This window comes from Streptosporangium sp. NPDC050284, assembly GCF_044459525.1.
GTDB lineage: Bacteria > Actinomycetota > Actinomycetes > Streptosporangiales > Streptosporangiaceae > Streptosporangium.
The window spans coordinates 93602-107761 of sequence record NZ_JBITIZ010000007.1; the positions used below are offsets into that span (position 1 = coordinate 93602).

General features: G+C 69.6%; 9 protein-coding genes. 7 read left to right on the forward strand and 2 right to left on the reverse strand.

Annotated features, from left to right (window positions below; genetic code table 11):
• Positions 1 to 94: 94 nt before the first annotated feature.
• The 4 genes from ACIBH4_RS17965 to ACIBH4_RS17980 all read left to right on the forward strand — a co-directional run bounded on the left by ACIBH4_RS17965 (position 95) and on the right by ACIBH4_RS17980 (position 7893).
• A complete protein-coding gene (locus ACIBH4_RS17965) occupies positions 95 to 1009 on the forward strand; it encodes a DUF3068 domain-containing protein (protein WP_362504132.1) in 915 nt (304 codons plus the stop codon).
• Positions 1010 to 1252: 243 nt separating this feature from the next.
• A complete protein-coding gene (locus ACIBH4_RS17970; RefSeq protein ID WP_362504135.1) occupies positions 1253 to 2368 on the forward strand; it encodes a nitronate monooxygenase family protein in 1116 nt (371 codons plus the stop codon).
• Between the two features lie 60 nt (positions 2369 to 2428).
• A complete protein-coding gene (locus ACIBH4_RS17975) occupies positions 2429 to 4237 on the forward strand; it encodes a hypothetical protein (RefSeq protein WP_362765818.1) in 1809 nt (602 codons plus the stop codon).
• Between the two features lie 314 nt (positions 4238 to 4551).
• A complete protein-coding gene (locus ACIBH4_RS17980) occupies positions 4552 to 7893 on the forward strand; it encodes a family 16 glycoside hydrolase (protein ID WP_362765821.1) in 3342 nt (1113 codons plus the stop codon).
• Positions 7894 to 8041: 148 nt separating this feature from the next.
• Here ACIBH4_RS17980 and ACIBH4_RS17985 read toward each other — a convergent pair whose 3' ends face one another.
• Positions 8042 to 9268, reverse strand: coding sequence for a cysteine desulfurase-like protein (locus tag ACIBH4_RS17985; RefSeq protein ID WP_362765824.1), 1227 nt, complete (start codon positions 9266 to 9268; stop codon positions 8042 to 8044).
• 208 nt (positions 9269 to 9476) lie between these two features.
• Positions 9477 to 10292, reverse strand: a complete 816-nt coding sequence (locus tag ACIBH4_RS17990) for a crotonase/enoyl-CoA hydratase family protein (protein WP_362765827.1) — start codon at positions 10290 to 10292, stop codon at positions 9477 to 9479.
• A 390-nt stretch (positions 10293 to 10682) separates the two neighbouring features.
• On the opposite strand from ACIBH4_RS17990, the gene ACIBH4_RS17995 reads away from it, so the two are divergent.
• Genes ACIBH4_RS17995 through ACIBH4_RS18005 form a run of 3 tightly spaced genes read left to right on the forward strand, consistent with a single transcriptional unit; the run spans position 10683 to position 14154 of the window.
• On the forward strand, positions 10683 to 12233 hold the full coding sequence (locus tag ACIBH4_RS17995; protein WP_362765830.1) for an acyl-CoA synthetase: 1551 nt from the start codon (positions 10683 to 10685) through the stop codon (positions 12231 to 12233).
• Entirely contained in the window at positions 12223 to 13134 is a 912-nt protein-coding gene (locus tag ACIBH4_RS18000) for an OB-fold domain-containing protein (RefSeq protein WP_362504153.1), read from the forward strand. Before ACIBH4_RS17995 ends, ACIBH4_RS18000 begins: the two co-directional genes overlap by 11 nt.
• Positions 13135 to 14154: a thiolase domain-containing protein gene (locus ACIBH4_RS18005; RefSeq protein WP_362765833.1), complete on the forward strand. Its 1020-nt coding sequence runs from the start codon at positions 13135 to 13137 to the stop codon at positions 14152 to 14154. It abuts the gene before it with no gap.
• The last annotated feature ends 6 nt before the right edge of the window (positions 14155 to 14160 follow it).

Genomic DNA, 14160 nt, shown 5'->3' on the forward strand with positions numbered 1-14160 from the left:
ACTGTAGATGTTTGCCAGCACTAACATATCGCGAAATGGAACTTGTTATAGGGCGAGCGGGATACATGTGTAGCGGGCGGCCCCAGGAGGAGCGATGCGTCGCGTCATCGGTTTGATATTCATCGGACTCGGCGCGTTTCTCATCGTTCTCGCGCCGCTCGTGCGGTTCCAGGTGGCGACCGGTCTCATCGCCGCCCCCGCCGACCAGTACGGCATCAGCAAGCTGGAGGCCCTCGACGCCCAGTACTTCAGCCCCGGGGACCTGAAGGTGATGAAGGGCGACCTCGACATTACCGTCACCACCAGGGGGGACGTTACCGCGGCCGAAGGCGACCGGGTCGTCTGGGAGGAGGCCATGGCGGTCAACGACGTCACCAACCAGAACCCCCTCATCTCGTTCAGTGAGCGTCGCAGCGCGTTCAACAAGTACACGGGCGAGGGCGTGAACTGCTGCAACGTCAACATCGACAAGACCCCCGTGCAGCTCCAGGGGCAGATCTACAAGTGGCCCTTCGACGTCGAGAAGAAGACGTACAGCGTGTTCAACGCGACCACCGGCAAGGCGTTCGACGCCAAGTTCGTCGGTGAGGAGCAGGTCGGAGGGCTGTTGGTATACCGGTTCGAGCAGACCGTCCCGCCGACCAAGATCGACACCGTCACCGTCCCGGCATCCATCCTCGGCATGGACGATCCTGGCGACGTGAAGGCGGATCGCGTCTATGACGGCGTCAACACCTTCTGGATCGAGCCGGCCACCGGCTCGCCGGTGCGGCAGGAACAGCAGCGCCACGACGTGCTCAAGACCCAGGACGGCGTCGAGCGCTCGCTCGCCTTCGTCGCCGACGTGAAGATGACCCAGAACACCGTGGACGACCTGGTCAAGAACGCGTTCGACGGCAGGAACAGCATCATGCTGCTCAGGACCATGATCCCGCTGGTGCTCCTGCTGATCGGCCTCGCCCTGGTCGTCACCGGCGCCGTGCTCGTGAGGCGCCGCGGGGACATGTGAGAGACCGGGGGCGCCGGGCCCTCGACGGAGAACGTGTGGAGGGAGGCTGTGGGTACGTGCCCGCGGCCTCCCTTTCCGTTCGCCGCGAACCTCGTGAATCACCGTTCCCCGGACGCGCCACTGGAACACGTTCCATCGTTTTCCCCACTTCATTACTCGCGAGTAGCTTAGGTTTTCAGTCGAAAGAAAGGTTCTCTACTAGAACGCGTTGCAGTTAGTTTGACGCGGTCGTACAGTCGCACCATGCGGACACGTGTTACCGACATGCTCGGGATTGAATTTCCGATCTTCGCGTTCAGCCACTGCCGTGACGTCGTCGCCGAGGTCAGTCGCGCGGGGGGGATGGGCGTGCTCGGCGCCCTCTACTTCACCCCCGAGGAGCTCGAAATGGAGCTCAAGTGGATCGACGACCACGTCGACGGCAAACCGTACGGCGTCGACGTGGTCATGCCCGCCTCGTACGCGGGCTCCGACCTCGGCGTCGACTCGCCCGAGGACCTCGTGGGACGGCTCCAGGGGATGATCCCCCAGGGCCACAGGGACTTCGTCGACGGCCTGCTCGCCTCCCACGGCGTGCCGCCGCTCTCGGCCGACGCGGACGCGGGGAAGGTGCTGCTCGGCTGGACCGACGCCACCGCACGCCCGCAGGTCGAGGTGGCCCTGCGGCACCCGATCGCACTGCTCGCCAACGCGCTGGGCCCGCCCCCCGCCGACGTGGTCGACCAGGCACACGCCAAGGGGGTGAAGGTCGCCGCGCTCGCCTCCACCCCACGGCACGCGATCAAGCAGGTCGAGGTCGGGGTGGACATCGTCGTCGCCCAGGGCACCGAGGCGGGCGGGCACACCGGGGAGATCTCCACGATGGTCCTCATCCCGCAGGTCGTGGACGCCGTCGACGTCCCCGTACTGGCCGCGGGCGGCATCGGCGACGGCCGCCAGATGGCGGCCGGGCTCGCGCTCGGCGCCGAGGGCGTGTGGACGGGATCGATCTGGCTCGCCGTGGAGGAGGCCGACACCTCCGAGGTGGTCAAGCGCCGCATCCTGGGGGCGACCTCGCGCGACACCGTGCGCTCGCGGTCGTGGACCGGCAAGCCCGCCCGGCTGCTCAGGAACGAGTGGACCGACGCCTGGGAGTCCCAGGAGTCGCCCGGCACGCTCCCCATGCCGCTGCAGTTCATGCTGATCTCCGACGCGCTCCGCAGGATCGGCCGTTCCGACGCGACCGAGCTGGCGACCTTCCCGGCCGGGCAGATCATCGGCGCGATGAACCAGGTCAGGTCCACCAGGGACGTCGTGTTCGGCATGATCGAGCAGTACGTCGAGGCAATGGAACGATTGGGTCGCATTACCGGTGAGTAGGTAGCTCATGTCCGAAGGAATGGGCTAAGAACTCATCAGAGCCGATGAGTTTGGAGAATGATGGCGTCCCCGCAGGTCACCGACCATGTCACCGATCCCCCGACAGGACCTTCGCGGTCCTTTCCCGGGGGTCGGCGGGTGCTCGGCGCCGCACTCGTCCTCATCGTGGCCCAGCTCGCCTGGCGGGCCGTGATCCTGCACAGGGGCGGCTTCTTCGGCGACGACCTCAACATGGTGGGCAGGGCCGCGGCCGAACCTTTCGGGCTCGACTACCTCTTCGGCGTCTACTCCGCGCACGTGATGCCGGTCGGGATGATCGCCAACACGGTCGTCACCTCGCTCGGCGCGTACGACTGGACGGTGACCGCGGCGGCGCTGCTGCTCTTCCAGCTCGCCGCCTCGCTCGCCGTGTACCGCATGCTGCGCGTGCTGTTCGGTGCCCGCTGGATGATCCTGGTACCCCTGTCCCTCTACCTGTTCACGCCGCTCGCCCTGCCCGCCTTCTACTGGTGGGCGGCGGCGGTCCAGGCCCTGCCGCTGCAGATCGCCATCGCGATGGCGGTCGCCTCCCACGTGACGTTCCTGCGCTCCGGGCGCGGCGTGGACGCGGTCGTGACCGGACTGTGGTTCCTGTTCGGGCTCGGCTCCTTCCACCTCAAGGCCGTCTTCGCCATTCCCCTGCTGCTCGTCCTGGTCACCGTCCTGTACTTCCCCGTCCGTGAGCGCCTGCGCTCCCTGGCGACGGTGTTCGGCGGGTACGCGGTCATGGCGGGCGCCTACTCGATCCTGTTCCTCCTGCAGCTCGACCGCCTGCACGGCCAGGAGATCGGGGCGCCCTCGTCCGAGGTGGCCGGCCGGGCCATGGCGCGGATGCTGGGCGTCACCCTCCCGGTGCTCGCGGCCGGGGGCCCCGGGCCCTGGTGGTACAAGTTCTACGCGGTGCCGCCGCAGGCGATGGTCGGCGCGGCCTGGCTGCTCATCGCGCTGGTCGTCGCCGTCACCCTGCTCCTCAGGCGGGGAGCGTGGAAGGCGTGGCTGATCCTCTGCCTCTATCCGCCCCTCCTCATGGTGCCGATCCTGGCCGGACGCTCCCTGGACCGCGCCCTGGGCGAGGAGGCCCGTTACCTCGCGGACGTGACCCCGGTGATCGCCCTCTGTCTGGGGCTGGCGATGCTCCCGCTGCTGGGCGAGGCGCGCCCGTACCGCTGGCGGATCCCGGCCCGCGCCGCCGGGTTCGGCTGCGCGCTGCTGGCGGCCACAGTCGCCGTCTTCTCCGTCTACTCCGCGCACAGATACGTGATGGGGACGGAGCCGGGGCGGGCCGAGATCCGCTCCTACCTCGCCTCGGTGCGGGCCACGCTCGCCTCCGCCCCGCCGGGTAGTGACGTCTACCCCCAGCGGACGCCCTACGACCAGTTCGGCTTCGGGTACGGGGACGAAGGGCTCAGCCACCTCACCCTCAGCCCGCTCGCCCCGCCCGAACTCGCCGCCCTCATGCGCAACCCCCGGCCCGCCGCCGCCCCGCTCGTGCTCGACCCCACCGGGCGCAGCCTCGTCCCGGCCCGCCTCACCGGTCCCTACGTCGCCGCCCCCGGCGGCTGCTTCCCCCAGCTGGGCGGCGCGATCTCGATCCCCCTCGCGCACAAGGGCGGCATGGTCGTCCTCGGCCTCGACTACCGCTCCACCGCCAGGACGGCGGCCTACGTGCAGGTAGGAGAGCAGGAGGTCGAGATCGTCCTCGAACAGGGAACCGGCAGGATCCACATCCCCTTCACCGCCCCCGGCACCTCGGTACGGATGGAGGTCCTGTCGGCCGAGGTCCAGGTCTGCGTGATCGGCGGCCTCTTCGGCGGCCCGGTCCCGGGCTAGAGGGATGGGTCCGAAGCCCGGTCGGCGATCGGGTGATCGGGTGATGGGCCGGCCGGTGGCGCGGTCACGCCGGAGCGCGGCATCACCTGCTTTTGTCTTGGCAGGCGCGACTTTCGTTGATTTTCGGCATAAAGATATGGGCAAGTAGAAAATCTTGCTTTAGATTACGGCCAGAGCGGCTTTAACCCCTTCCTGTCACAACGAATCAGGTCCGGCATCCGCCATCCGATCAGTCATATCGGCGGTGCCGCACCCCCAGGCCGCACCCCCCACACCGCGCCGAACGCGGTACCCCCACCGAGATGGAACCGGCTATGCGGAAATCCCCCCTGTTACCCGTCTTACTGCTCACCGCCCTCTCATGGCTCGTCGTACCCGCTCAAGCGCGCGCGGCGGTGCCGCCACAGGCGCCGGGCGTCACCCTGCGCACCTACGACGTCCAGGTCGAACTGTCCAAGCTCTGCACGCTCAAGCCCGGTCAGACACCCAACGTGGACAAGCTGATGCCCACGATCGACTGGAGCTCCGACGCCGACTTCGGCCTGACCGACATGTTCGTCACCGAGGCGATCGGCAACATCTCCATCGCCACCGCGGGCACGTACGAGTTCCGGCTCACCAGCGACGACGGCTCTCGGTTGCGCATCGACGACACCGTCGTGATCACCAACGACGGGCGGCACGGGCCGGTCGTCGTGGACGGCACGATCACCCTGACCACCGGCTACCACGCGTTGCGCGTCGACCACTTCGAGCACCTGTACGGCCAGCAGCTCAAGCTGGAGTGGAAACCACCAGGATCCTCGGAGTTCGCCCTCGTGCCGAACTCGGTGCTGAGCACGGACGCGGACGTGGTGCGGGTCACCGCCCCCGGGCGCAAGGAGTGTGAGAGCGGCGCAGACTCTCCGGGCGACGGGCTGCCGCTGGAGTCGGTACACCCCGACTTCACGCTCACCGACCTGCGGCCGGAGGGGTTCCAGCCGCAGGTGACCGCGATGGACTGGCTGCCCGACGGCCGGTTGGCGATCGCCACGTGGGGTGGCTCGGAGACCAGGCTCGGCGAGGTCTACCTGCTCGACAACGTCACGGGCAAGACCTCACCCGCGCAGGTGACCACCAAGAAGATCGCCGGTGGGCTCCAGGAGCCCATGGGCATCAAGTACGTGGACGGCAAGCTCTACGTGTCGGAGAAGTCCCGGCTGGTGGAGCTGAACGACACCAACGGCGACGAGGTCGCCGACAACCTCAGGACCGTGGCGACCTGGCCGTTCGGCGGCAACTTCCACGAGTTCGCGTTCGGGATGCTCTACCGTGACGGCCACTTCCACATCAATCTCTCCGTCGCCATCAACTACGGTGGCGCCTCCACCGACCCGCAGCCGGCGCCGGACAGGGGCACGACCATCAAGGTCGACAAGGCCACCGGTGAGGTCGAGTACATCGCCGGGGGCCTGCGCACGCCCAACGGGCTCGGCTGGGGTCCGAACGACGACCTGTTCGTCATGGACAACCAGGGCGGCTGGCTGCCCGCCTCGAAACTGGTGCACGTCAAGAAGGACCGGTTCTTCAACCACTACACCAACCCCGACGGCCGGTTCGACGACAACCCGGTGAGCGCGCCCGTGCTCTGGCTGCCGCACAACGAGATCGCCAACTCCCCCAGCACGCCACTGCTCATGAAGCAGGGCAGGTTCGCGGGGCAGATGTTGTTCGGCGACGTCACCTACGGCGGGATCCAGCGCGGCTACCTGGAGAAGGTCAACGGCGAGTACCAGGGCGCGGTCTTCCGCTTCACCCAGGGCCTTGAGGCCGGGGTCAACCGGATCAGCCTGGGGCCCGACGGCGCCGTCTACGCCGGAGGTCTCGGCGCCGGCGGGAACTGGGGCCAGACGGGCAAGCTCACCTACGGACTGCAGAAGCTGACCCCCGGTGACAGCAAGGCCTTCGACATCCTGAGGATGCGCGCGATCGCGGGCGGCTTCGAGCTGGAGTACACCCAGCCGCTGTCGGCCGAGACCGTCGCGTCGCTGGCGGCCAAATACCAGGCCACCCAGTGGCGGTACGCCGCGTCCTCCACCTACGGCGGCCCCAAGGTGGACGAGGAGCCGCTGACCGTCACCTCCGCGGACCTGTCCTCCAACAAGAAGAAGGTCACGCTCAAGATCGCGAACCTCAAGCCGGGGCGCGTGGTGCACCTGCGGTCGCCGCGCCCGTTCAGCTCGGCGTCGGGGCAGCCACTGTGGAGCACCGAGGCCTGGTACACGCTCAACTCGATGATCGACGGTCCGGAGACGGACACCGTGTACGAGGCGGAGAGCGCCTCGCACAGCGGCGGCGCGAAGCTGAACACCGATCATCTGAGCTACTCGGGAAGCGGCTTCGTCGACGGCTACCAGACCGCGGGAGCGGCCACGCAGTTCGCCGTGCACGCGGCGAGGGAGGGCACGTACCACGTCGGCCTGCGCTACTCCAACGGCCCGCACCCCGCGCCCGGCACCAAGTCCCTGAGCGTGTACGTCAACGGGACCAAGGTCAGGCAGGTGCCGCTGCCCACCACGGAGACCTGGGACCTGTGGGCCACCCAGGTCGAACCGCTCACGTTGAAGAAGGGCGCCAACCTCATCACCTACAGGTTCGACAGCGGTGACGTGGGCAACGTCAACCTGGACTCCATCACCGTGGCCGCGCAGCGGGTGTTCGAGGCCGAGAACGCCTCGCTGAGCGGTGGCGCGAAGGCGAACCAGAACCACCAGGGCTACACCTACAAGGGCTTCGTCGACGGCTACTGGAACGAGGGCGCGAGCACGTCGTTCTCCGTGTGGTCGGACTCGACCGGCACGCACAACGTGGGGCTCCGCTACGCGGCCGACGCCGGCAGGTCGGTGAGCGTGTACGTCAACGGAGAGAAGGTCAGGCAGGTGCGGCTGGCCGCCACCGGCGGCTGGGACGCCTGGGCCGTCCAGACGGAGCCGCTCAACCTGAACCGGGGCACGAACACGATCGCCTACAAGTACGACTCCGGCGACACGGGCAACGTCAACCTCGACCACATCACCGTGTCGAAGGCGCAGCGGATCACGCTGTTCGACGGGTCCAGTCTGGCGGCGTGGGAGAAACGGGCCGGCGGGGCGGCGACCTGGCCGATCGCGAACGGCTCCGTGGAGTCCTACGGCGGCGACATCCGTACCCGGCAGACGTTCGGCGACTTCAAGCTCCACGCCGAGTGGTACGAGCCGGACTACCCGCCGGACGTGACCGGGCAGCAGCGGGGCAACAGCGGCGTCTTCCTCCAGGAACGCTACGAGATCCAGGTCCTGGAGTCGTACGGTGACACCACGCCGGCCGCCAACGAGGCGGGTGCGATCTACAACAAGCGCGCGCCCGACCGCAACATGGCCACCGCCTCGGGAACGTGGCAGACCTACGACATCACCTTCCGCGCGGCCCGGTACACCAGCGCGGGAGTGAAGGTCGACGACGCGCGGGTCACGGTCGTCTGGAACGGCGTGGTGGTGCACGACGACGTGGCCGTCGACGGCGGCACGGGCGACCACATCCCGGAGAGCGCGGCGTCGGGCGGGATCCGCCTTCAGGACCACGGCGACGCCGGCGAGAACCCCCGTTTCCGCAACATATGGATCGAACCCGTCTCCTGACCTCATCCGCTCAGCAGGCCGTCCCGCTCTCCGCGCGGGGCGGCCTGCCCTTTGCGCGAGGCCACCCGCCGGGCCGTGAGCGCACCGCGACGCCCTCGTCCTCCCAGCCGTTCGCCCGGGAACCGGGCTCCGCCCGTAGCGGTGCCGTTCACGCCGGTTCGGGCCGTGCCGCCTTCCCGGCCAGCTCCTGGACACCCTTGAGGAGCCTGTCCACGTCGGACTCGTCGGTGTACGGCGCGATTCCGGCTCGGACGGCGCCGGTGTCGCCGAGGCCCAGGCGGCGGGAGCACTCCAGCGCGTAGAAGCTGCCCGCAGGGGCGTTGACGCCGCGTTCGGCCAGGAAGCGGTAGGCGTCGGCGGACCTGACGTGGTCGACGGAGAACAGCGTCGTGGGGGTGCGGGCGCGTGACGCCGCGCCGTAGAAGGTCACTCCGGCGATCTCGGCCAGACCCGCGTCGAGCCGTTCGAGCAGGACCCTCTCGTGCTCCTCCAGCGCGGCCATCGAGCCTTCCAGGCGTTCGCGCCTGGTCCCCTCACCCGGTACGAGCCCGGCGAGGAAGTCGACCGCCGCCGTCGTGCCGGCGAGCAACTCGTAGGGCAGCGTGCCCAGCTCGAAGCGTTCGGGCACCGCGTCGGTGGCGGGGAGCAGCTTGTCGGGGTGGACACTCTCCAGCAGGCCGGGGTCGGCGGCGAGCACGCCCAGGTGCGGGCCGAGAAACTTGTACGGCGAGCAGGCGTAGAAGTCGGCCCCCAGCCGTCCGACGTCGATCAGGCTGTGCGGCGTCAGGTGAACGCCGTCGACGTAGAGCAGCGCCCCGGCCGCGTGCACCTGTTCGGCGATCGCCGGGATGTCCGGACGGCTGCCCAGCAGGTTCGACGCGGCCGTGACGGCCACCAGCCGGGTGCGCCCGCCGAGCAGGCCGGCGATCGTGCCGACGTCCAGCTCGCCGCTTTCCGGGTCGAAGTCGGCCCGGCGCACCGTGACCCCGCGCGCCTCGGCGGCATGCACCCAGGGCCGGATGTTCGCGTCGTGGTCCAGGGTGGTGACCACGACCTCGTCACCGGGGCCCCACTCCTTGGCGAGCGCGCGGGCCATGTCGTAGGTGAGCTGCGTCATGCTCCGGCCGAACACGATGCCGCCCGGGGTGGCGCCGAGCAGGTCGGCCATCGCCTGGCGCGCCTCGGTCACGATCCCGTCGGCGCGGCGCTCGGCGGCGGTCTCGGCCCCCCGGTTGGAGACGGCGGCCCGCAGCGCACCGGCCACGGCCTCGGCGACCGGCTGGGGCACCTGCGACCCCCCTGGCCCGTCGAAGTGCGCCGCGCCCTCGTCCAACGCGGGAAAGTGCGCCCGTACGGCCGTCACGTCGTATGCCACAAAACCTCCAGGACCGCTGCCGACCATCGGTGTTCTTGTCAGGCGTCCCCATTGGAGCGGATTTTCGCGGTACGTGGCCAGAGTACTTCGTTAGGTTGGTTTGGGGAGGAAGTGTTCTGGCTGGGGTGGGCCGGGATATCGCGGTGGCAGGTGGGGCACGCGCTGGTCCGCGCGTGGACGAGGGCTTGGAGCGTGGACAGAACCCGGGTCATTCGCCTCGGTAGGCGGGTGGGCGCTTCTCGCGGAAGGCGCGGGAACCCTCCTTGGCGTCCTGGGAGCCGATGACCGGCCAGCCGATGGCGTCGGAGACCTTCAGTGCCTCGGCCTCGGGCAGGCCCAGGGTCTCGCGGTAGGTGCGGAGGATGGCCTGGACGGCGAGGGGGCCGCACTCGGCGATCTGGGCGGCGATCTCCAGGGCGGTCGTCAGTGCCTCCCCGTCGGGGACGACCCGGTTGACCAGGCCCATGGCCAGCGCCTCTTGCGCGGTGACGGCGCGGCCGGTGAGCAGGATGTCCATCGCGAAGGCGTACGGGATCTGGCGGGGCAGGCGGATCGCGGAGCCGCCCATGGGGAAGAGGGCGCGGCGGGCCTCGAACAGGCCGAGGGTGGCGGACTCGGCGACCACCCTCATGTCGGTGCCGACGAGCAGTTCGGTGCCCCCGGCCACGGCGTACCCCTCGACCGCGCAGACGATCGGCTTCGTCGGCAGCGCGCCGGAGTCGCGGAGCAGGCCCTTCCAGTGGAAGTCGGGGATGGCCGTGGCGCGCTCCCTGACCCGGGCGTCCTGCGAAGGGGTGCCCATCGCTTTGAGGTCGGCGCCCGCGCAGAACGTCCCGTGCGCGCCGGTGAGGACGGCGACGCGGACCTCGGGCTCCTCGGAGACGTACGCCCAGGCGTCGGCGAGGCCGACCAGCATGTCGGTGGAGAGCGCGTTCCTCGCCTCTGGCCGGTCCATGGTGACGACCACGATGTGACCGTCACGCTCGACCCGGCAGTGCGGTGTGCTGATCGGCAGGAGTTCCACGGGACGACCTCCGTTGGTTCAACCAGGTGCCTGGTGGGAAATTCTGGACGCGTATCGGCTCCCGCGCGGTCTGGCCGCCCGGGGTGAACGAGGGTTCTGGTCGCTCTCCGCGCGGTCTGGCCGCTCGGGGGCGTTTCGCTCCCGCGCGGGATGGGGTCGGGGTTCCGGCGACGCCGGGCGAGACGTCTCGGAGGAGGGCCGATCCTGCATTGAAAAGGTGAGGCCCGTACTGAGTCAAGCGCTTGCTAGGGGCACCCTCCGAGGTTAGTCTGCCCATGCGTACAAGAACAGATTCTTGTTCCATATACCCCGTTCCGCCAGGGCTTGTCGGGATAAAGAGAACGTGATGCACTTCGGTGTGCCGGGGCCTTTCCAGCGAAAGGATGTCCGATGGGTACGCTCGGTTTCTGGAGACTGGCGCAGGCGGACCCCGACTGGGTGGCCGCCGTCGACCCCGACGGCGCGGAACATCGCGCCGGTGACCTCCTCGCCCGTGCCAACCGCCTCGTCCACGGCCTGAGGGAGCTCGGCCTGGTGGCGGGCGACGGCATCTGCGGCCTCGTGCCCAACGGCTCCGACGGGCTCGTCCTCTATCTCGCCGCCCTGCAGGCCGGCTGGTACTACACGCCGATCAACTGGCACCTCACCGGCCCCGAGATCGGCTACATCGTCGCCGACAGCGAGGCGCGGGCCTTCTTCGTCGACGAGCGCTACGCGCGGGAGGGCCTGCGCGGTGCCGCCGAGTCGGGCATCGCCCCCGAGCGGGTCTTCGCGTTCGGGCGGGTGGAGGGCGTGCGGCCCGTCTCCGAACTGACCGAGGGGCGGCCGGACACCACCCCCGCCGGCCGTACGGCCGGCGCCACCATGCACTACACCTCCGGCACCACCGGCAGGCCCAAGGGGGTGCGGCGCCCGCTCAGCGGCATGGACCCGGACGACGGCGCCGAGCTGATGACGTTCCTGCTCACACTGTTCGGCATCACCCCCGGCAAGGAGAACGTCCACCTGGTCACCTCGCCGAACTACCACACCGCCGTCACCCAGTTCGGGGGGACGGCCCTGCACATGGGGCACACGCTCGTCTACATGGACAAATGGGACGCCGAGGAAACGCTCCGGCTCTGCGCGAGGTACCGCGTCACCAACTCGCACCTGGTCCCCACCCACTTCAAGCGCCTGCTCGCCCTCCCCGCCGACGTGAGGTCGAAGTACGACCTCTCCTCCCTGCGGTGGATGATCCACGCCGCGGCCCCGTGCCCGGTCCCCGTCAAGTGGGCGATGCTGGAGTGGTGGGGTGACTGCGTCTACGAGTACTACGCGGCCACCGAGGGCGGCGGCACCATCGCCACCCCGCGGGACTGGAGGAGCCACCCCGGCACCGTCGGCACCGCCTGGCCGATCAGCGAGCTGCTCATCGTGGACGAGAACCTGGAGCCCGTACCGGCGGGGACACCCGGAACCGTCTACATGAAGATGCGGGGCCTCAGCTTCGAGTACAAGGGCGACCCGGCGAAGACCGAGGCCAACCGGCTGCGCGACCACTTCACCGTCGGCGACATCGGCTACCTGGACGAGGACGGCTTCCTCTTCCTCTGCGACCGCAAGGCCGACATGATCATCTCCGGCGGGGCGAACATCTACCCCGCCGAGATCGAGAACGAGCTGATGGTCCACCCCAAGGTCGCGGACGTGGCCGTGTTCGGCATCCCCGACGAGGAGTGGGGCGAGCAGATCAAGGCCGTGGTCGAGCCCGCGCCCGGCGTCGCCCCCTCACCCGAGTTCGCCGCCGAGCTCATCGAGTCGCTGAGGGGCCGCCTGTCGAAGATGAAGTGGCCGAGATCCGTCGACTTCGTCGCGGAGATGCCCCGCGAGCCCAACGGCAAGCTCCTCAAACGCAAGCTGCGTGACCCGTACTGGGAGGGACGTGAACGTGCCATCTAGCGAAGACACCCCGGCGCCGCTGCGGGCGCGGCACGTACTGGAGTTCCCCGGCGGGTACACGCGCACGACGGGACCGGTGATCGGGCGCTTCCTCACCGAACTGCGCGACGGGCGGCTCGTCGGGGTCCGCACGGCGGCGGGACGCACACTGGTGCCGCCGCTGGAGTACGACCCCGAGACCGGCGACGCGGTGACCGAGGAGTTCGTCGAGGTCGGCCCCGCGGGCACCGTGGAGAGCTGGGCCTGGGTGACCACCCCCAGGAAGGGCCACCCGCTGGACCGGCCGTTCGCCTGGGCCCTGATCCGGCTGGACGGCGCCGACACCTCGCTGGTGCACGCGGTGGACGCCGGAGACGTCAGGGCGATGCGCCCGGGGCTGCGGGTGCGCCCCCGCTGGCGGGCCGAGCGCACCGGGTACATCACCGACATCGAGAGCTTCGTCCCCGAGGTCACCAGGATCGTCTCCGAGGTTCGTGCCGAGTACACGGTCACGCCGGGGCTCGCGCTGCGCCGCTTCCTGGAGGGGGTCGCCGAGGGGGTCCTCATCGGCTGCCGGTGCGGCACCTGCCACAAGGTCTACGTGCCCTACCGGCTCTCCTGCCCCGAGTGCGGGGTCTCGATCACCGAAGAGGCGGTCGTCCCGGACACCGGCACGATCACCACCTTCGCCATCAACAACCTGCCCGACCCGCGGGCCCCCGAGGTGCCGTTCGTCTCGGCGTACATCCAGCTCGACGGCACCGACATCCCGATGATCGCCCTGGTCGGCGGGATCGCGGCCCACGAGGTGCGCCAGGGCATGCGGGTGCGGGCCGTGTGGGTGCCGCAGGAGGAGCGGACGATGTCCATGTCGAACATCAAGTGGTTCGCCCCCACCGGCGAGCCGGACGTGGAGCTGTAGATGCGGGAGATAGCGGTCGTCGCGTTCGCGCAGACCCGGCACAGCGCCGTCGACGAGGGACAGAGCGAGGCCGAGCTCATCCTGCCCCCGCTGGAGGAGGTGAGGGCCACGACCGGGCTGCGCAGGTTCGGCTTCACCTGCTCGGGGTCGTGCGACTACCTGGCGGGCGCGCCGTTCTCCTTCGTCTCCGCGCTCGACGCGCTCGGCGCCTGGCCGCCGATCTCGGAGAGCCACGTCGAGATGGACGCCGCCTGGGCGCTGTACGAGGCCTGGGTCAGGCTCCAGCACGGCGACGTCGACTCGGCCCTGGTATACGGCTTCGGCAAGTCCTCCCAGGGGGACCTGCGGGAGATCATGACACTCCAGCTGGACCCGTACTACCTGGCTCCCCTCGGACTGGACCAGGTCTCCTTCGCCGCACTGCAGGCGTCGGCCACCGGGGCGAAACGGGCCGAACTCGACGAGATCGTACGGCGCAGCCGGGCCGACGGTAGGGCGAACCCCTACGCTCTCGACCTGCCGGACCCCTCGGGGCAGGACGCGGAGGTCGCGCCGCTGCGGCCGTACGACGTCGCCCCGATCACCGACGGCGCCGCCGCGGTGGTGCTGGCGGCCGGAGACCTGGCCAGGGAGCTGTGCGAGCGGCCCGCGTGGATAACGGGGATCGCCCACCGCATCGAGCCGCACTACCTGGGCATGAGGGACCTCGCCCGGTCGGCCTCCGCCGCCGATGCCGCACGCGCGGCGGGGGCCGGCAAGGGTGACGTCGACGTGGCGGAGCTGCACGTCCAGTTCAGCCACGAGGAGCTCATCCTGCGCGAGGCGCTGGAACTCGGTGAGGGCACGCGCGTCAACCCGAGCGGCGGCCCCCTCGCCGCGAACCCGGTCATGGCCACCGGCCTCATCAGGATCGGCGAGGCGGCCGCACGGATCATGGACGGCAGCGCGAGCCGCGTCCTCGGGCACGCCACGAGCGGACCCTGTCTCCAACACAACCTCGTCACCGTGATGGAGGCGTGAGCGACC